We start from the raw sequence: 19,101 nt of genomic DNA, 5'->3' as shown, positions 1-19,101 counted from the left end.
ATCGGATCAAGATATGAGCGAAACGTCGAGTCATTCCGCGCGGTTGGCTGCAGTGGCTGACATTCCGATTCAGCTTTCCTCAAGTGCCGCTTTAACCACCGCCGGCGATGGTCGGCAGATACGCGGCCAGATTGTCGAGCGTCTCGTTCCAGCCGCCCTCGTGGCCATCGCGCGAGGCCTTGGAGGCGAAGAAGGCCTGGTGCAGGGTCAGCCGCGTCCTGCCGCCTTCCTCCTTCAGCGTCACCGTCACCACTGTCTCGTGCTCCGGCCTGCCGCTCTCGTCATGCCAGGCATGGGTGAAGACGAGGCGCTCGGGCGGCGTGACCTCGCGATAGGTGCCACTCAGCCAGTGTTCCTCGCCGTCCGGCGAGCGCATGCAGGTCTTGAACCAGCCGCCCGTGCGGATGTCGCCTTCGGAGTGGGGGATGGTGAAGCCGGTCGGGCAGCTCCAGCCGCTGAGATGCTCCGCCTTCGTCCATGCCTCGAACACGAGCGCCCGCGGGGCATCGAAAAGGCGCGAGATGTATAGTTCCGCGTCGGAGTGCCGGGCGGCGGCGAATTCATGCGTCATCGGATCTCTCCTTGTACTGGATTTCCTTCAGGTAATTGTCCAGGCGGTCGAGGCTCTCGTCCCAGAAGCGGCGGTAGCGCTCCACCCAGTCGGCCACGTCCTTGAGCGGCCCCGGTTCGAGCCGGCAGGGGCGGAACTGCGCGGAGCGTCCGCGCGAGATCAGTCCCGCGCCCTCCAGAACCTTGAGATGCTTGGAGATGGCCGGAAGCGACAGGTCGAACGGCGCGGCGATCTCGTTCACCGTCGCCTCGCCCTCGCACAACCGGGTGAGCATGGCACGCCGCGTCGGGTCGGCCAGGGCGGCAAAGGCGGTGCTGAGGGGATCCGACTTCATATAGTTCACCATTAAGTTAATTAGCTATTTGGTGAAATACAGAAAGGCCCTGACCCTGTCAAGCGGCCTCTTGCGCCGTGCCACCGCCTCGGCTATCAAAACCTCATGTTGGACATTGAGCGCATAAGCTATTCCTGCCCGTCCGCTTTTGGCGGCACGGCCACGCGTGCGCTCGCCCCCGGCCTGCTGCTTCTCGGCCTTATCGGCGATCGCCGGGTCCGTTGAAGGGGCACCCGGCGATCGGTGTCGCCGGACGCGCTGGCCTGCTCCTTCCGCTAAACCTTTTTCAGTGAAGCCTTGACAGGCGGCGCTTTGCATTGGAGCAAGCCTGCGGCCGCCGGAGTGAACGATATGGACGCGAAGAACGAGACCGCCAACCGCAACGCAGGGCACAAGGGCATGCCCGACGCCCCGCGCAAGTACCAGCCCTATCCGCAAGTCGGCCTTGCCGACCGCACTTGGCCGGGCAAACGCATCGACAAGGCGCCCATCTGGTGCTCGGTCGACCTGCGCGACGGCAACCAGGCGCTCATCGACCCCATGGGCCACGAGCGCAAGGCGCGCATGTTCGCCCTCCTGCTCGACATGGGCTTCAAGGAGATCGAGGTGGGTTTCCCGTCCGCCTCGCAGACGGATTTCGACTTCGCGCGCTGGACCATCGAAGAGGGCAACGTGCCCGACGACGTCTCGCTGCAGGTCCTGGTGCAATGCCGGCCTGAGTTGATCGCGCGCACCTTCGAATCTCTCGAAGGCGCCAGGAGGCCCATCGTCCATTTCTACAACTCGACCAGCGAGTTGCAGCGCCGCGTTGTCTTCGCCAAGGATGTAGCCGGCGTCAAACAGATCGCCACGGACGCCGCCAAGATGATCACCGACATGGCGGCCAAGGCCGCCAGGGAATCAGGACATCAGGGTTACCGCTTCCAGTATTCGCCCGAGAGCTTCACCGGCACCGAGCTGGAGGTGGCGCTGGAGATCTGCAACGCCGTCACCGAGATCATCGATCCGACGCCCGACAACAAGCTCATCCTCAACCTGCCGGCGACGGTGGAGATGTCCACCCCCAATATCCACGCCGACCAGATCGAATGGATGAGCCGCCAGCTCGACCGGCGCGACTCGATCATCCTGTCACTGCACCCGCACAACGACCGCGGCACCGGCATCGCCGCCACCGAACTCGGCCTGATGGCGGGCGCGGACCGGGTGGAGGGAACCCTGTTCGGCAACGGAGAGCGCACAGGCAACGTCGACATCGTCACGCTCGCGCTCAACATGTACACGCAGGGCGTCGACCCGATGCTCGACTGCTCGGACATCAACCGCATCAAGGACGTCTTCGAGCACTGCAACCAGCTGCACATCCCGGAGCGGCATCCCTACGTCGGCGAGCTTGTCTACACCGCCTTCTCCGGCTCCCACCAGGACGCCATCAACAAGGGCATGAAGGCCTTCCGCCAGGCCAACAAGGAACTGTGGGAAGTCCCCTACCTGCCCATCGATCCGGCGGATGTCGGCCGCACCTACGAGGCGATCATCCGCATCAACTCGCAGTCCGGCAAGGGCGGCATCGCCTATGTGCTGCAGGCCGACTACGGGCTCAACCTGCCGCGCAACCTGCAGGTCGAGTTCCGCGAGGACATCCAGGCGATCACCGATACCGAGGGCAAGGAGCTGCCGTCGAAGCGCATCCATGAGCGCTTCCTGGAGCTTTATGTGGACCAGCCGGGCGGGCGGCTCAAATTCCTCGACCACCAGACCTTCCCGCACCCGGAGGCCAAGGGCCGGCGCATCGTCGAGGCGACGATCGTCGACAACGGTCGGGAGATGGTTATCAAGGGCACCGGCACCGGCCCCATCGATGGTTTCGTCAACGCGCTGTCGGCCCATGTCGGCGTGGAGATGACCGTGCTCGACTATTCCGAGCACTCGCTGCAGCGCGGGGCGGATGCCTCCGCCGTCAGCTATGTCGAGGTGGAGCATCCCGGCGGCAAGCTCTTCGGCGTCGGCATCAATACCAACATCGTCACGGCCTCCCTGGAGGCGGTGACGTCGGCGGCAAACCGCATCGTCGGTTGAGCACCGGGCTCTACCTCAGCCGGACGGGCGAGGGCGCTCCCGCCCTCGTCCTCCTGCACGGCTTTGCCGGCACCCACCGCGTCTGGAACGGCGTGCGCGCGGCACTCGGCGGAACTCCCCGAGTGCTCGCCTACGACCTGCCGGGCCACGGCGGCTCGCTTCATTTCCCCGATGCAGGCCGGGCCGGCGCCGCCGCCAAGGCCGTTCTCGCCGACCTCGAAGGTCGCGGCATCGACCGCTTCCACCTCGCCGGCCATTCCTTCGGCGGCGCGGTGGCCGCGCTCACCGCCCTCGGCGCGCCCGAACGCGTCCTCTCGCTCACGCTTTTCGCCCCCGGCGGCCTCGGTCCGGAGATCAATGCCCCGCTGCTTGGGCGCTATGCCGAGGCCGGGAGCGCCGCCGCCATCCGCGACTGTCTCACCCTCATGTCCGGGCGCCGGCCCCTGGTTGCGGAAGACGCCGTGCACGAGGCCGAGGCCATGCGCGCGATCCCGGGCCAACGCGCCATGCTCCGGCATGTCTGCGGCCTGATAGCCCGCGACGGCCGCCAGGGCGTCATCCCCCGCGAAAAGCTGGCCGCGCTCCCCATGCCCGTGCATGTCGCCTGGGGCGGGCTCGACACCGTTCTGCCCGTTCGGCAGGCGCGCGATCTGCCGCCGGGTTTCGTCCTCTACACCTTCCCGGATCTCGGCCACATGCTGCCGGAGGAAGCGCCGGAAGAGATGGCGCGCATCCTCGTCCGCGCCCTCGGCTAACGCATCGGCCCGAAAACCGGAATCGATTTTCGGAAAGCACGATGCGCAGATTCAATCACGTACAGCGCCGTGCGTCCTAAAGGGCGCACGGCGCTGTACGCAGGTTTTCAACAGGCACGAAAGCGGAACAAATCAGGATGATTTCCCTTCCCGCCCGTGTTAACGGTAGGTTAACGATCTTTATTGGTCTGGAGGACCATCATGAGCGAGGCTAACCAGAACGTCGCTCCCATCGCCAATGTGCGCAAGCTCTCCGACGCCGTCCGCGAGATGAAGAACGCCGCCGCCGACCGCGAGGACGTGGTCGTCGAGATGCGCGAGGCGAGCCGCACACGGCTCGAGCTTCTGGCGCAGGAACTGGGACCCGTCTTCGCCGACGTGCCCGAGGACGATCCCGCCTTCGACCTCGTCATCTCGTCCGGCGAGCAGCCGCGCTTGTGGATCGACGCCGTGGCGCACGTCACCATGGGCCGCGACCGGCGCACCTACCGCTTCCTGCGCGATACGCGGCTGGGCCGCGTGGTGCTGGCGGAATCGACGGACATGGCGCCGGTGGCCGACCAGGTCACCCGTTATATCGCCGAGCGCCTGGTGGAGCGTCAGCGCGCCGTCGAGGGCGAGGTGGAGGCGCTGCCTCGCGGACGGGAAGAAATAGGAGAGGCCACGCCGGCTGCGCGCAGCCCGTGGAAGGCGTTCTTCGGTGGTCTGCTGCTGGTTCTGGCCGGCGGCGCCGTCGGCATCGCCGGCGTCCTCTTTTTCCTCTCGGATCGCTTTCCGGAGATCGACAGCCTTCTCCGATAGGGCCGGTGCCTTGGTACTACCTCTTAGGCCGGCGCCCGCACGCCTGAGACCAGTATCTGAGAAGAGATTTCGCCGATCTCCGTTTGCCCCTCGACCGCCCCGCGCCGCGTCAACTGCACCTGCCACGCCCCCGGCATGCCGACGATCTCGAAGAGATTGTAGTGCCCCGCAGGCTTCGCTCCGCCATGCGTCTGGCCGGCCGCCGCCACGCCGACGACCGGCACCGTGCCGTCCGGCCCGTCGATGCGGTGCACGGTGGGCAGGTGCGTGTGCCCGTGAAGCACCAGCTCCGCGCCATGCCGGCGCACCATCTTCTGGAAGCGTGAAATCCCAAGAAGCCGCTTGTGCGGGCCTGTGGCGCCGCGCACGGGCGGATGGTGGATAAGGACGATGCGGAACAGGCCCCGCGCGCCGGTCTCATCCAGGAGTTCCGCCGTCTCCCTTGCCTGCTTTTCGGCGAAATAGCCGCTGGCCAGAAACGGCGCCGTCGCCCGTGCCGAAGACACACCGATGATCGCCACCGGCCCGCGCACCCTCAGATAGGGAAAGCCATGGCGGTCGGTGGGCGGCGCCGCTCCGTCGCCCGTCATGTAAGGTCCCCAGGCGAGGCAAGCCCTGGCGAGCGCCCGCGGCACATAGGCGTCGTGGTTGCCCGGCACCACGGAAATGTCCTCAGGGCTCCCAAGCCCCTCCAGCCACAGCCGCGCCGTCTCGATCTCCTTGGCAAGCGCCAGGTTCACCAGATCGCCGGTCAGCGCGATGTGGTCGGGGTTTGCGGCCAGCATGTCGTCGGTGATGCGGTCGATGATGCCGTGGTCGAGATGGATGCGCCGGCGGCGCTGCCAGTGGATGTAGCCGGTAATGCGTTTGTTGGCGAGTTCGCGATAGGTTATGTCGGGCAGCGGCCCCAGATGGATGTCGGAAAAATGTGCAAGGCGAAACATGCTCCGTGTGTAATGCAGCCCCGCCCGCCTTTCCAGCCCTCGCGGAGCCCCGCATGAACGGCCGCCTCTTCGCGCCGCGCCCCGCCGGGAAGATGCGCCTCCTCGTGCGTCTCTTCCATCTGTGGTTCCTCTTGCGTCGCCCGATGACGCTCGGCGTGCGCGGCGTGGTCTACGGCGCGCAAGCCCGCGCCGTTCTCCTCGTGCGCCACACCTATGTGGCCGGCTGGCAATTGCCCGGCGGCGGCGTCGAGCCGGGCGAGACCATGGAAGCGGCCCTGGCGCGCGAACTGGAAGAGGAGGGCAACATCGCCCTTACAGGCATGCCGGAGCTGAAGTCGGTTCACTTCAACCGCAAGGCCAGCCGCCGCGACCACGTCGCCGTCTATCTCGTCGCCGATTTCCGCCAGACCCGCCCGCACAGGCCCGACGGGGAAATCGCCGAGGCCCGGTTCTTCCCCCTCGACGCCCTGCCGGAGGAGACGACCGAGGGAACGCGGCAGCGCCTGGCGGAGATCTTCGAGGGGGCGCCGGTGTCGGCGGAGTGGTAGGCGCCTTTCCTTCCCGTTGAGGGCAGGGCTATCGCATGTAGGTCTTTTTGCCGGCTTCGCCGGGACCCCCACCCTCAATCCCTCTCCTCAAGGGGGAGGGAAGTCCGGTCGAGCGCGCCATGTCCCCCACCCCCTTGAGGGGAGGGGGTAGGGGTGGGGGTCCGGCGAAGCCGAACAAAGACTCCACCCACACGGAGCGGAAATGCTCACGCCGCCTTGGCAAGCCTCCCCCGGTCATGCGGTGCCGAGTAGTCCACCTCCGGCCCCACCGGCACGATGCGCGTCGGGTTGATGGAGGCGTGGCTGCCGTAATAGTGCGCCTTGATGTGGCGCATGTTCACCGTCTCGGCGACGCCCGGCACCTGATAGAGCTCGCGCAGATAGTTCGACAGGTTCGGATAGTCGGCGATGCGCCGCAGGTTGCACTTGAAGTGGCCGACATAGACCGGGTCGAAGCGCGCCAGCGTGGTGAAAAGCCGCCAGTCGGCTTCCGTCAGGCGCTCGCCGGCGAGATAGCGCCGGCGCGACAGGCGCTCTTCCACCGTGTCGAGGGCGGCGAACAGCTGGCCGAAGGCCTCCTCGTAGGCTTCCTGCGTGGTGGCGAAGCCGGCGCGGTAGACACCGTTGTTGATGTTCTCGTAGACGAGGTCGTTGACGGCATCGATCTCGGCACGCAGGGGTGCCGGATAAAGGTCCACCGAGGCGTCGCCCCATTCGTCGAAGGCCGAATTCAGCATGCGGATGATCTCGGCCGATTCGTTCGAGACAATCGTCTCCGTCTTCCTGTCCCACAGAACCGGCACCGTCACCCGGCCCGAATAGTGCGGGTCGGCCTTGGTATAGATCTGGTGCAGGAAGTCGAGGCCGTAAAGCCGGTCCCCCGTCGCCCCGTCGCCCGTCTTGAAGGTCCAGCCGTTCTCGCCCATGAAATGGTGCACGACGGAGAAGGAGATGACGTCCTCCAGCTTCTTCAGCTTGCGGAAGATCAGCGTGCGATGGGCCCAGGGGCAGGCGTAGGAGATGTAGAGATGGTAGCGGCCGGGCTCCGCCTTGAAGCCGCGCTCGCGCCCCTCGGCCGGTTGCCCGTCCTTCGTCACGAAATCGCGGAACTGCGACTTCGACCGCTCGAAGCGGCCGCCGGTCTTCGAGGTGTCGTACCACTGGTCGTGCCATACGCCGTCGACGAGCAGGCCCATCGTCATTCTCCTTCTATCTGCCACCCGCATCTAGTGGTGCGATCCTGACAGATGGTCCCCATCTGTCAGGACAAATCGCCCCACCAGACCAATATCTTGTGGGCTGACTTTTCCAAACAGATGGGTACCATCTGTTTGGGTCAGACCACTAGGACATCGACGATTGCTTCCCAACCCCGGCGGGCATGAACGCATCGTCAACAATTGCGAAAGTCTCCGCAAGGAGGGCGCATCATTCCAGTGGACGGGGCGTGCGTTTGGTGCTAGCGGAACCGTTCCTTGGAGATGAATGCGATGGTTCTCTTTCCGGTGCAGCGACGACGATAGGGCCGACGCGCCTTCGCGGGTGCGCCTGATGCCGCATATCCCTGTCCTATCACCGGAAAATCTCTCCATGTCCCTTGCCGACATCACCTTTCTGCCGGAAGACCCGGCGCACGACGCCGAAATAGAGCACATCAACGCCGAGGCCTTCGGCCCCGGCCGCTTCACGCGCGCTGCCTACAAGATCCGCGAAGGCGGGCCGCACGAGCGCGCGCTGTCCTTCGTCGCCCTCAACGCCGGCCATGTCGTCGCCTCGGTACGGCTGACGCGCATCGCGGCGGGAAAGGGCAGGGCGCTGCTTCTCGGGCCGCTTGCCGTGCGTCCCGTCTACAAGAACAAGGGCATCGGCAAGAAGCTGGTGAAGATCGCCGTGGAGGCGGCGCGCGAGGGGGGCGCCGCGGCGGTGGTGCTGGTGGGGGACGAGCCCTATTACGGCCCGCTCGGCTTCAAGCGCATTCCACCCGGCCAACTGCGCATGCCGCGCCCGGTCGATCCCAACCGCCTCCTGGCGGTGGAATTGAAGGAGGGCGCGCTGACGGCACTTTCGGGCGCGGTGACGCACGCGGCACTGGCTGCCGACAGGGCCGGGGATTAAGCAGAGATCCCGGACCACGTTCCTATGCCGCCGGGCCAGCGCCCGGCGGTCTGGTGGATGAAATACGCAAGGAATGGGCTCCGGTGGCGGTCAGCCCTTCAGCCACGGCGATTCCGCGCTCCAGAAAATGACGTCTGCCCCCAGATAATCGGAAGCGAAGCTGACGAACTCGTCTTTCGTGAACGGCCTGCCGGTCTTCGGGTTCGTGTAGATCAAGGTGGGCTCCTGCACCGCCATCGCCACCAGGCCGAGCTTCCCCTTGTACCGGTTGAAAAACGGATAGGCGTTCTTCATCTGGCCCTTGCGGTAGGGGACGATGTCGGGGCCGCCAAGGCCGACACCGTGGCCGGCGGCGTATTCGAACAGACGCCCCATGTAATCGTGGTCGTTCGCCCACTCGCAGGGCCAGAAGTTCACGTATTGCACGACATGCGATTCGGTGAAGGCCGCCCAGGCCGCGGCCAGGTTATCCATCTCCGCCTCGAAATAGGCGTCGCAGGTAAAGCCGGTCCGATCGCCCTTCATGTCGATATCTGCGGCGGTCTCGGACAGATTCACACCGAACACCCGGCCGTCGAACGTTTCGGCCAAGGCTTCGATGAGGGCCTGAAAGCGGCCGCGTACGGCAGGGTTCCATTGCATCGCCACCCAGCCGTGGCCGACCGGCTGTCCCTCGCCGGCGTTGTCGACCTGAGCCACGAGGCCGCCGCCATATTGCGGCTCGGTCGTCAGATAGGTGGGCACGTTCCTCGCCTCGACCGAGAAGAAGCGGTCCTGCACCTGGATGAAAAGCTTCTTGCCCAGCTTGTCGGCAACCGCCAGATCCCCCTCGATCGCCGAGAAGTCGTACTGCCCCATGCTGGGTTCCAGCGACTTCCAGTTGTAGACGATTTGAACGCCGTCGATGTCGGGCCGTTCGAGAACAGGCCGCAGTTCTTCAAGGCTCCCCGAACTCGTATAGAGAAAGTTTGCCGGTGCATCCCCACTTCCCGCAGAAGCAGGGCCGCAGAGTGCTGCCAATACGGCAGCGACGGCTCCAATAGATGTCGAAATCCGCATCTTGTCCTCTCGAATAATAATTTAAATCAATGACATAGCTGGCAAAACATGCCTAATGACAGAGCGCGGTTGAAATATGGCATTGCGAAGAAAGAAGGCCGCGCCACTGAAACGGGAAGCCGGATCGCGCCTTACCGCCCCTCGCGGTACCACATGGCGCCGAGCGCCAGGAGCAGCATGCCGAGGCCCAGGAACCCGGCGAACAGTGGCACGCGCCTGATGGACTGCAAGACGCTGTCGTTGGTGCTCCGGAGGCCGATCCAGTCGCGCCCGGCCGCCGTTGTGGCGTTGCTGCGCACCGGCACGATGTTGGGGAGGGCGGGGCCGCCGACGCCGCCTTCCAGCCGGCGCACGCTGCCGCCGGTCGCCTCCGCCACCGGCGCCAGAACCTCTTCCGTCGACACCGTATCCGCGAATTCCGGAGCGTTGACCGGGCCGACATGGGCAAGCGCCGACAGATCCCCGTTCTCGACCTGGTAAAGGCCGATCTCGTCGGCCTCCAGCGTACCGCGGAAGAGGCCGGGTTCGCCTGCCGTCAGCGGCACCTCGCGCGTCTCGCCCGAAGGGGCGGTCACCGTGGCCGTGCCCACCTCGTCCTCCATGGACTGGCGGGTGATCTCGAGCCGCATGCCGCGGCCGGCCGCCGTCAGGCGCTCTTCTTCAAGGTCCGGCTCCTTCATCAGCCAGTGGGCGATGCGGCGGTAAAGCGAGACGTAGGGGCCGCCGCCCTCGAAGCCGCGCGCCCACAGCCAGCCCTGGTCGGACAGGAACATGCCCACCCGGCCCTCGCCGCGGCGCGCCAGCAAGAGAAGCGGCGCTTCGCCCGGCCCTTGCATCACCACCTGGCCATCCGTCTCGCCGATGCCGACGGCGCGGAACCAGCGGCTCCAGCCGGGCGGCTCGGAGGCCGAGCCGTCAAGGCCGCGCGTGACGGGATGGCGGGCGCCCGTGTCCGTCAGACGAGGGTAGAAGCCGGCCTCCATCACCTCGCCGCTGGGCAGCGCCGGCAGTGCGGAGATCAGCGGCGTGTGGGCGATCGACTGGTCGCCTGCGAACTCGGGCCCGGCGGCGATCAGAAGCGCCCCGCCATGCTCCACATACTCGGCGATGTAGTCGTAATAGAGGATCGGCAGCACGTCGCGGTGCTGGTAGCGGTCGAAGATGATGAGGTCGAAGTCCTCGATCCTTTCGACGAACAGCTCGCGCGTCGGGAAGGCGATCAGCGACAGTTCGTTGATCGGCGTGCCGTCCTGCTTCTCCGGCGGGCGCAGGATGGTGAAGTGGACGAGGTCGACGGAAGCGTCGGACTTCAAGAGGTTGCGCCAGGTCCGCTCGCCCGAATGCGGCTCGCCGGAAACGAGTAGCACGCGCAGGTTCTCGCGGATGCCGTCGATCAGGGCGACGGCGCGGTTGTTGGTCTCCGTGATCTCGCCCTCTTCTACCGGGATCCTGAGTTCCACGATGTTGCGCCCGGCGGTGGGAACGGTGACTTCCAGCGGCATTTCCTGGCCGATCGTCGCCTGCTCGACCAGCGCCAGTTCGCCATTGACGAGAACCTCGACCTCCACCTGGCCGGTCTCGCCCTCGGTATCGATGACGCGATAACTCATTTCCAGGGGTTGGCCGACGATGCCGAAGCGCGGCGCGCGCTCGAAGCGGATGCGCCGGTCGCGCTCGCCCTCCCGGCCGGTGATCAGCGCGTGCAGCGGTCCGGCGAGGCCCGAGGCGTTGGGCGGCGCGTCGTGCACCTGGCCGTCGGTGATCATGACGGAGCCGGCCACGCGTGAGGACGGCACGTCGCGCAGAGCGCCTTCCAGCGCATCGAAGAGACGGGTCTCGGTGTTCTCGTCGACGGCTTGGCTGCGGCCGGCCTCGACCATGCGCACCTCGAACTGGTCGAAGCGCTCCAGCCGCTCCGCCAGCGCTTGCGCTGTCTGCCGCGTCGTCTCGCTCCTGTCGCCGATGTTCTGGCTCCGGCTTTCGTCGATCACCAGGGCAACGACGCTCTTGAGCGGGTCCCGCTCTTCCTCCAGAAGCACCGGATTGAGGAGCGCCAGCGCCAGCGCGACAAGCGCGGCCAGGCGAAGCAGCGCGCCGCGCCGGCCAACGAACAGGCTGAGCGCCATCAGGCAGGCGAGCGGGATGACGAGAAGCGCCAGAACCCCCCAGGAAAACAGCGGATCGAAGCTCAGGGACCAGTTCATCATTGGCCCAGCCGTTCGAGCAGGACAGGCACGTGCACCTGGTCCGATTTATAGTTTCCGGTCAGCATGTACATCATGATGTTCACGCCCGCCCGCAGCGCGTAAGTGCGCTGTATCGGGTCCGAAGGCACGGTAGGCAGCAGCGGCTCGCCGTTCGAGCCCATGGCCCATGCACCGGCAAGGTCGTTGGCCGTGATCATGATGGGGGACACCCCGTCGCCCGTGCGCACGGGCCGGTCGGCGCGGCTCTCGGCATCGGCGGAGGCCTCCACCCACAGATCGCTGCCGCGGTAGCGGCCGGGGAACTCCGACAGGATGTAGAACGCCTTGGTCAGCACGTGGTCGTCCGGCACCGGCTCCAGCGGCGGCACGTTGAGGCCGGAAAGGATGTCGCGCAGCCGCTGCGTCTCCGGGCTCACCGAGCCGGAGGAGCCGAAGCCCGAGGAATACTGGTCGCGCGTGTCGAAGAGTACCGTGCCGCCCTGCTGCATATAGGCGTCGATGCGCGCGATGGCCTCCTCGGAAGGCATCTCGGCACTGGGGTCGATGGGCCAGTAGATGAGCGGGTAGAACGACAGTTCGTCGGTGGCGATGTCGAGACCCGCCGGCGCGCCGGGCTCCAGCGCCGTCTTCTCGGCCAGGAAGCGCGACAGGCCCTGCACGCCGGCGCGGCTGATGGCGTCGACCGAGGAGATGCCAGTCCTCACATAGGCGATGCGGGTGGCCGATATGGCCTCAATCGCCTCCACGTCGCTTGGCTGGGTATCATCCTGCGCCAGCGCCTCTTGCGGTGCCAGCAGGGAGAGCACGAGCGCGGCTGCCAGCAGCACCGAGGCGGCGGAGGCGGCGCGGCGCGCCGGGCGCCGCTGCAACAGCCCGCCCAGCCACAGCACGGCCAGCGTGTCGAGCGCCAGAAGCGCCAGCGCCGCCGCCATCAGCGGTCCCTTGAGCGGCTGCGACTGGTCGAAGGCGTAACGTGCCTCGCTCGTCGTCACCGCCGCCGTTGGGCGGGAAAGGGCGGTGAGTTGCGCGTCCGGCGCCAGAAGGTTGTGCGCCACCACGCCTTCTTCCGAGCCGTAGAGCCCCGGCGGATTGGCAAGCGTGACCGGCGCGTCGCCGGCGGGCTGCAGCGGCTCGGCCTCGGGTCCGGGCGGCACCAGCGTGCCGGTGGCCGAGATCATGCGGTAAGGCGGCAGCCGCCCGCTCTGTTCCTCCTGGTCGGCGGCGAGGCTCCCCTGGTTGCGCGAAAGCTGCACGATGCGCCGCAGCATCTCGACGAAGCTTCCGGAGATCGGCAGGCTCGACCAGGTGGCCTCCGGCGTGACGTGGAACAGGATGACACGGCCGTCCCCGCGCCCCGCGCCGGTTACCAGCGGCGTGCCGTCGGCGAGATTGGCCCAGGTGCGCTCGACGATATCGGCCGACGGCTCGGCCAGCACCTGGCGGGTCACCGCCACGTCGCGCGGCGGCGTCAAGTCGGAGAAGGGGCCGCCTGCGGGAAACTCGTCCACCGGCTGCGGTTCGGACCACGACAACGCCCCGCCCAGCGAGCGCTCGCCGGCGCGCAGCCGCACGGGCAGCAGCTCTTCGTCATGCTCCGCCGCCGCCAGCCGCGGCCCGGCGAAGCGGATCAGCGTGCCGCCCTCGTGCATCCATTCGACCAGCGCCTCGCGCGCCGAGTCCGGCAGGGTGCCGACATCGGCCATGACGATCGCCGCCGGCTTCTGCTCCAGAAGCTGCGGGATGGCCTCGGTCAATTCCGGGTTGGAGGGCTGGATGAGGTCGGCATAGGGGCCGAGCGCGCGCTCGATGTAATAGAGCGGCGAGAGCAGCGGCTGCGCCTGGTCCGCCTCGTGCTGCGACAGAAGCCCGACGCGCCGGCGGCGCGCATTCTCATCCAGCATGCGCAGGGCCCCGGCATGGCTCTCGCCGGCAAGGCCGATGGAGGCGAAGTCGTTGCGCAATTCGAAGGGAACGCGCATCTCTCCGCCGGCCCGCGCCTCGCCGGGGCCGAAGGTGATTGTCGTCTCGGCGATCCGGCGCCCGCGCTCGTCGGAAGCATAGGCGACCACCTGGTGCGGCCCCCTCTCGTCCTGGCGCCGCACCGCCGTCACGACAAAGCGCTCCGGCTCGTTGGCGCCGTCGGAAAGCGCAACGGTCGGCAGCCGGTCCGGCGTCACCCAGAGAACGTCGGAAAGCTCGGCGGAAAACAGCGTCTCGAACGCCGCTTCGTCGTCGGGTCCCGCGAGCCCGTCCGCCAGCACGGCCAAGGTCGCGCCGGGCATATCGGCAAGCGCATCGGCGACGCGGGCATAGGTCGCCGGCCGATCCGTCGGCACGGGCCGAGGCTCGGCCGCGTTCAGCCGCTCGATGGCCGTGTCGGCGTCGAAGGGGCCGATGTCCTGCGCCGGCTTTTCCGCCGTCAGCGCGACGATCACCGGCACGCTGCTTTCCTTGGCGTCGTTGATCAGCCGCGTCGCCGTGGCCACGCGCCGCTCCCAGTCGGGCGCGCTCGACCAGCCGTTGTCCATCACGACGGCAAGCGCCTGGCCGCCTACGGCGATCTTCTCGCGCGGGTTGAAGACGGGAGCGGCGAGCGCCAGGATGACGAGGGCTGCGAGCGCCAGCCGCAGAAGCGTCAGCCACCACGGGCTCTGGTGCGGCGTCTCCTCCCTCTTCACGATGCGCGCCAGGATGGCGAGCGGCGGGAAGGTCTCCTGCTGCGGCCTGGGCGGGGTGAGCCGCAGAAGCCACCAGATGACGGGCAGGGCGATGAGGCCCCACAGGACCATCGGCGCGCCGAAGGAGAGGGGGAGGAAATTCATCGGCCGATATCCATTTCGGCCGTCATCGCCGTGTGTACGCGGATGAGCGCCTCGGAAGCCAGCCGGTCCGTATGGTTCACCGTATAGCTCCAGCCGAGCTTCTTGCACCACCGGGCAAGCGTCTCTCGCCGGGCAAGGTAGAGCCGGCGGTAGTCGTCGCCCAGCGTCTCGGCACGCCCGGCAGTCAGCCGCTCGCCCGTCTCGGGGTCATGGAACTCGGTGCGGCCGGAATAGGGGAAGGTCTCTTCCGCCGGGTCGGCCACCTCGATCAGATGCGCCCTGGCGCCGGTGCGCGCCAGCGGGTCGAGCCAGCGCATGGTCTCTTCCGGCGCTTCGAGGAAATCGCCGGTGACGACCAGATCGGAGAAGCGGCGGACGACCGTCAGGTCCGGGCGCCCGGTGGCGGGTTCGGCATGGCTGATATGCTGGGCCAGCCTCTCCGCCCCGTTGCGCGCGGCGAAGGGATCGGAAAGCCCCGGCCAGGCGATGCGCTCGCCGCTGCGCGACAGGAGCTCGGCCAGGGCCAGGATCAGTACCAGCGCCCGCGATTCCTTGGAGACATCCGCTTGGCTGGAGCGGAACAGCATGGACGGTGAGCGGTCGGCCCACAGCCAAACCGTATGGGCGGCCTCCCATTCGCGGTCGCGCACATAGATGTGGTCTTCCTCGCGGGCCGAGCGGCGCCAGTCGATGCGGGACACCGCCTCGCCCTCCACATAGGGCCGGAACTGCCAGAAATTCTCGCCGATGCCGCGCCGCCGCCTGCCGTGCCAGCCGGCGATCACATTGTTGACGACCCGCCGCGCCTCCACCAGCAGATCGGGCACAAGCGCGGCCCGTGTGCGTGCCCGCACGAGCGCATCCCGGGTCTCAACCGGGGTGGTGACTTCACCGATCCGCGCCATCAGCCTTCCGCCGTTGCATCAGCCGAGCCCCTTGACCAGCCGGGCGATGACGTCGCGCACGCTCATGCCCTCGGCACGGGCGGCAAAGGTGAGCGCCATGCGGTGCTGCAGCACCGGCTCGGCCAGCGCGCGCACGTCGTCGACCGACGGGGCAAGCCGCCCGTCATAGAGCGCCCGGGCGCGGGCGCACAGCGTCAGCGCCTGGCTGGCGCGCGGGCCCGGCCCCCAGGCCACGTGCCGGTCCGTCTCGGGATGGCCGAGGCCGGGGCGGGCCGAGCGCACCAGGGCCAAAATGGCCTCCACCACGCTTTCAGGCACCGGCATGCGGCGGATGAGCGTTTGCACTTCCTTCAGCCTTTCCGGCGCCAGCACGTTCTCCGGCCGCGCCTCCTCGACGCCTGTCGTCTCCAGAAGAATGCGCTTTTCGGCCTCCAGTTCCGGGTACAGGATGTCGACCTGCATCAAGAAGCGGTCGAGCTGGGCCTCCGGCAGCGGGTAGGTGCCTTCCTGCTCCAGCGGGTTCTGGGTGGCCAGCACGTGGAAGGGGGAGGGCAGGTCGTGGCGGTGGCCCGTCACCGTCACGTGATATTCCTGCATGGACTGCAGAAGCGCGGACTGGGTGCGCGGGCTGGCGCGGTTGATCTCGTCGGCCATCAGAAGCTGGGCGAAAATCGGCCCGGGCAGGAAGCGGAAGCCGCGGCGGCCCTTCTCGTCCTGCTCCATCACCTCGGAGCCGAGGATATCCGATGGCATCAGATCCGGCGTGAACTGGATGCGCCTGGTGTCGAGGCCCAAAACGATGCCGAGCGTCTCCACGAGCTTGGTCTTGGCGAGGCCCGGCACGCCCACCAGAAGCGCATGCCCGCCGGCCATGAGCGCCACCAGCACCCGCTCGACCACCATCTCCTGGCCGAAGATCACCCGGCCGACGCCCTCGCGCACGCGGGCGATGTCGGCAAGGGCGGTTTCGGCCTGCGCCACCATTTCCTTCTCGCTGGCACCGATGATGCCGGCCTGGCTGTCCCTGGCGATGATGCTCATGCGGCTTTTTCCTTGCTTTGCCGAACTGGCCCAGTCTGCGATACATGGTTCAGGGTACGCAGCATTGCCACCCTAATGGTGCGATCCTGACAGATAGTACCCATCTGTCAGGACAAATCGCCCCACCAGATTAATCGCTTGTGGGCTGACTTCTCCAAACAGATGGGTACATCTGTTTGGGTCAGACCACTAGGGAGCTTAAATCAGTTCATAAGGCTGACAAGCCGAAGAACAGTGACTATTTCGTGACCATGACCCCTGCACCCCGCCACAGTTCCGCCGACGAAGGCACCTTCGCCAAGGCCGCCGATGCCGGCGCGCTGTCGGCGCTGATCGCGCGCGCGGCGCGCGCAGGCAAGGGCGCGGCCCCCGTGGAGCGTTGGAATCCGGCCTTCTGCGGCGACCTCGACATGGAAATCAAAGCCGACGGCACCTGGTTCTATCTCGGCACGCCCATCGGCCGCATGCCTCTGGTGCAGCTTTTCTCTTCCGTTCTGCGCAAGGACGAGGACGGCAGGACCTACCTCGTAACGCCGGTGGAAAAAGTCGGCATCCGCGTCGAGGACGCGCCTTTCCTCGCCGTCGAGATGGTTGCCACGGGCAAGGGCGGGAATCAGCGTCTGACCTTCCGCACCAATGTGGGCGACGTGGTGGAGGCGGGCCCGGACCACCCCATCCGCTTCGTCGACGAGGACGGCACCGGCGGCATGAAGCCCTACGTCCTCGTGCGCGGACGGCTGGAGGCGCTGGTGGCGCGCCCCGTCATGTACGAGCTCGCCGCCCTGGGCGAGGAGGTGGAGATCGGCGGCCGGGCGATGTTCGCCGTCCGCTCCGGCGGCGCCGTCTTCCCCATCATGCCCGCCGAAAAGCTCAAGGCGCTCTCCGAATGACCCAGCCGACCGGCACCAAAGGCCTGTTTTCGGCGGAAGAATTCCGCCGCCGCGCGGCCGCGCAGGACCCGGAGCACGATCCCGACGCCTATGGCGACCATCGCCTCAACCCGGACCTGAAGCACCTCATCATCCGCGACAGCCTGCATGACGCCGCCGTCCTCGTTCCGGTGGTCGATCACGGCGTCGAGACCACCGTCATCCTCACCCAGCGCACCGCCAATCTGCGCAGCCATTCCGGCCAGATCGCCCTGCCGGGCGGGCGCATCGATCCCACCGACGCCTCGCCCGAGGATGCCGCCCTGCGCGAAGCACAGGAAGAGATCGGCCTCGACCCCGCCCGCATCCAAATCGTCGGCCGCATGCCCGACTACGCGACCGGCAGCGGCTATCGCATCCGGCCGATCCTGTCGGTCGTGGAACCCGGCTTCCGGCTGTCCCTCAACCCGCACGAGGTGGATGCCGCGTTCGAGGTGCCGCTGTCCTTCCTCATGGATCCGGCCAACCACCGGCGCGAAAGCCGCATCTGGCAGGAGCGGGAACGTTTTTATTATACAATGCCTTACGGTGACCGCTTCATATGGGGAGTCACCGCCGGCATCCTGCACATGCTCTATGAAAGGCTCTACGCGCAATGACCTCCGCCACCATCGCCGGCGCCGACTGGCTGCGTGAACCGGGCCTGCAGGCGCTGCTTGCCGTTCTCAACGCGGACGGCGAGGAGGCGCGGATTGCCGGCGGCGCGGTGCGCAACGCACTCCTCGGCCAGGCGGTGACCGACGTCGACGTTGCCACCACCACCGCGCCCGACGAGACGACGCGGCGGGCGGAGGCTGCCGGCTTCAAGGTCGTCCCCACGGGCTACGAGCACGGCACGGTGACCGTCGTCGCCAAGGGAAAACCCTACGAAGTCACCACCTTGCGCGCCGACGTGGAGACCGACGGCCGCCGCGCGCGCGTCGTCTTCGGCCGCGACTGGAAGAGCGACGCGGAACGCCGCGACTTCACCATCAACGCGCTCTACGCCGATGCCGACGGGCGCGTGGTCGACCTCGTCGGCGGCCTCGACGATCTCAATTCAAGCACCTTGCGCTTCATCGGCAATGCCGAAACGCGCATCCGCGAGGATTACCTGCGCATCCTGCGCTTCTTCCGCTTCTTCGCCTGGTACGGCTCCGGCCGGCCGGACGCCGAGGGCCTGAAAGCCTGCGCCCGGCTCAAGGAGGGCCTTGCCCGGCTTTCGGCCGAGCGCGTCTGGAGCGAACTCAGAAAGCTGCTTTCCGCCCCCGACCCCTCGCGGGCGCTTCTGTGGATGCGCACGACCAACGCGCTGACCATGGTGCTGCCGGAAAGCGAGAAATGGGGTATCGACACGATCCACCCGCTAATGGCCGTGGAGCAGGCGCTTTCATGGCCGCCGGACCCGCTGCTGAGGCTGGCCGCCATCCTGCCGCCCGATGCCGGGCGCCTTAAGGCGCTTGCCGCGCGGCTGCGGCTGTCGAAAGCCGAGGCGTCCTGCCTGGTCGCCTGGGCGGAGGCGCCTCTTCCCGACCCCGCGCTCGGCGAAGCCGATTTCGCGAAGCTGCTCTACCGCGGCAGCCTCGCAGGCATCGACAAGCGCTTGCGTCTGGCACTCGCCACCGCCCGCGCCCGCGCAGCAGAGGACGACAAGGCGCTTATCGAAGCCGCCGGCTCCCAGCGCCTGATCGACATCCTCGGGCGCTGGGAACGACCGGTCCTGCCGGTCAAGGGAAAAGACCTCGTCGCCGCCGGTCACGCGCCCGGCGAAGAGCTCGGCGCACTGCTCGCCAAGCTGGAGCAGGCCTGGGTCGATTCCGGCTTCAAGATGACACGCAAGGAGCTGTTGGAAAAAGCTGCACGTTCATCCCCTCCCTCCTGAGCTTGTCGAAGGGGAGGGTGAACCGGAGCGCTAGCGACGGGCCGGGTGGGTCGCCCCGGCCCCGCTCGACATCGTATGTGGATAGGGTCTTGTTCGGCTTCGCCGGACCCCTACCCCTCACCTCAAGGGG

17 protein-coding genes are annotated in these 19,101 nt (G+C 67.2%); 8 read left to right on the top strand and 9 right to left on the bottom strand.

All coding sequences use genetic code 11. The features are described from left to right. Positions 1-91: 91 nt before the first annotated feature. Together GM910_RS08480 and GM910_RS08475 are read right to left on the bottom strand one after the other, a co-directional pair. Complete coding sequence (locus tag GM910_RS08480) at positions 92-571, bottom strand: SRPBCC family protein (protein WP_159587091.1); 480 nt, start codon at positions 569-571, stop codon at positions 92-94. Continuing rightward, the gene (locus GM910_RS08475) at positions 561-905 is read right to left on the bottom strand and encodes an ArsR/SmtB family transcription factor (protein ID WP_159587090.1); all 345 of its coding nucleotides are present in this window, start codon (positions 903-905) and stop codon (positions 561-563) included. The genes GM910_RS08480 and GM910_RS08475 overlap by 11 nt, the downstream gene beginning before the upstream one ends. A gap of 351 nt (positions 906-1,256) precedes the next feature. Here GM910_RS08475 and leuA point away from each other — a divergent pair, with 351 nt between their 5' ends. From leuA to GM910_RS08460, 3 genes are all read left to right on the top strand, one after another. Next, positions 1,257-2,984 (top strand): 2-isopropylmalate synthase, encoded by a 1,728-nt coding sequence (gene leuA / locus GM910_RS08470; RefSeq protein ID WP_159587089.1) that lies wholly within the window; start codon positions 1,257-1,259, stop codon positions 2,982-2,984. Further along, entirely contained in the window at positions 2,981-3,739 is a 759-nt protein-coding gene (locus GM910_RS08465; protein ID WP_159587088.1) for an alpha/beta fold hydrolase, read from the top strand. The genes leuA and GM910_RS08465 overlap by 4 nt, the downstream gene beginning before the upstream one ends. 201 nt (positions 3,740-3,940) lie before the next feature. Next, complete coding sequence (locus GM910_RS08460; protein ID WP_159587087.1) at positions 3,941-4,540, top strand: hypothetical protein; 600 nt, start codon at positions 3,941-3,943, stop codon at positions 4,538-4,540. 23 nt (positions 4,541-4,563) lie between these two features. On the opposite strand, the gene GM910_RS08455 is transcribed toward GM910_RS08460, so the two are convergent. Further along, positions 4,564-5,484 (bottom strand): metallophosphoesterase family protein, encoded by a 921-nt coding sequence (locus GM910_RS08455; protein ID WP_159587086.1) that lies wholly within the window; start codon positions 5,482-5,484, stop codon positions 4,564-4,566. 53 nt (positions 5,485-5,537) lie between these two features. Here GM910_RS08455 and GM910_RS08450 point away from each other — a divergent pair, with 53 nt between their 5' ends. Then, entirely contained in the window at positions 5,538-6,032 is a 495-nt protein-coding gene (locus GM910_RS08450; RefSeq protein WP_159587085.1) for an NUDIX domain-containing protein, read from the top strand. A 206-nt stretch (positions 6,033-6,238) separates the two neighbouring features. Here the strand turns inward: GM910_RS08450 and GM910_RS08445 are convergent, their stop codons facing one another. Next, entirely contained in the window at positions 6,239-7,228 is a 990-nt protein-coding gene (locus GM910_RS08445; protein ID WP_159587084.1) for a glutathione S-transferase family protein, read from the bottom strand. Between the two features lie 394 nt (positions 7,229-7,622). Here GM910_RS08445 and GM910_RS08440 point away from each other — a divergent pair, with 394 nt between their 5' ends. Beyond that, positions 7,623-8,147, top strand: a complete 525-nt coding sequence (locus tag GM910_RS08440) for a GNAT family N-acetyltransferase (protein WP_159587083.1) — start codon at positions 7,623-7,625, stop codon at positions 8,145-8,147. Positions 8,148-8,237: 90 nt separating this feature from the next. Here the strand turns inward: GM910_RS08440 and GM910_RS08435 are convergent, their stop codons facing one another. The 5 genes from GM910_RS08435 to GM910_RS08415 form a co-directional block, all read right to left on the bottom strand. After that, a complete protein-coding gene (locus GM910_RS08435; RefSeq protein WP_246225916.1) occupies positions 8,238-9,206 on the bottom strand; it encodes a hypothetical protein in 969 nt (322 codons plus the stop codon). Positions 9,207-9,337: 131 nt separating this feature from the next. Further along, entirely contained in the window at positions 9,338-11,410 is a 2,073-nt protein-coding gene (locus tag GM910_RS08430; RefSeq protein ID WP_159587200.1) for a hypothetical protein, read from the bottom strand. Next, positions 11,410-14,235, bottom strand: a complete 2,826-nt coding sequence (locus GM910_RS08425; RefSeq protein WP_159587082.1) for a DUF4159 domain-containing protein — start codon at positions 14,233-14,235, stop codon at positions 11,410-11,412. Before GM910_RS08425 ends, GM910_RS08430 begins: the two co-directional genes overlap by 1 nt. Next, the gene (locus GM910_RS08420) at positions 14,232-15,140 is read right to left on the bottom strand and encodes a DUF58 domain-containing protein (RefSeq protein WP_159587081.1); all 909 of its coding nucleotides are present in this window, start codon (positions 15,138-15,140) and stop codon (positions 14,232-14,234) included. Before GM910_RS08420 ends, GM910_RS08425 begins: the two co-directional genes overlap by 4 nt. 18 nt (positions 15,141-15,158) lie before the next feature. After that, on the bottom strand, positions 15,159-16,181 hold the full coding sequence (locus GM910_RS08415) for an AAA family ATPase (RefSeq protein WP_159587080.1): 1,023 nt from the start codon (positions 16,179-16,181) through the stop codon (positions 15,159-15,161). Positions 16,182-16,432: 251 nt separating this feature from the next. Between GM910_RS08415 and GM910_RS08410 the strand changes: the two genes are divergently transcribed. Genes GM910_RS08410 through GM910_RS08400 form a run of 3 tightly spaced genes read left to right on the top strand, consistent with a single transcriptional unit; the run spans position 16,433 to position 18,971 of the window. Further along, positions 16,433-17,071, top strand: a complete 639-nt coding sequence (locus tag GM910_RS08410; RefSeq protein WP_159587079.1) for a DUF1285 domain-containing protein — start codon at positions 16,433-16,435, stop codon at positions 17,069-17,071. Continuing rightward, on the top strand, positions 17,068-17,709 hold the full coding sequence (locus GM910_RS08405) for a CoA pyrophosphatase (protein ID WP_159587078.1): 642 nt from the start codon (positions 17,068-17,070) through the stop codon (positions 17,707-17,709). Before GM910_RS08410 ends, GM910_RS08405 begins: the two co-directional genes overlap by 4 nt. Next, on the top strand, positions 17,706-18,971 hold the full coding sequence (locus GM910_RS08400; RefSeq protein ID WP_159587077.1) for a CCA tRNA nucleotidyltransferase: 1,266 nt from the start codon (positions 17,706-17,708) through the stop codon (positions 18,969-18,971). The genes GM910_RS08405 and GM910_RS08400 overlap by 4 nt, the downstream gene beginning before the upstream one ends. The last annotated feature ends 130 nt before the right edge of the window (positions 18,972-19,101 follow it).

Origin of the sequence: Chelativorans xinjiangensis, assembly GCF_009812055.1 — a bacterium.
Taxonomy (GTDB): domain Bacteria; phylum Pseudomonadota; class Alphaproteobacteria; order Rhizobiales; family Rhizobiaceae; genus Chelativorans; species Chelativorans xinjiangense.
This window is presented reverse-complemented; position numbering and strand designations above follow the sequence as displayed.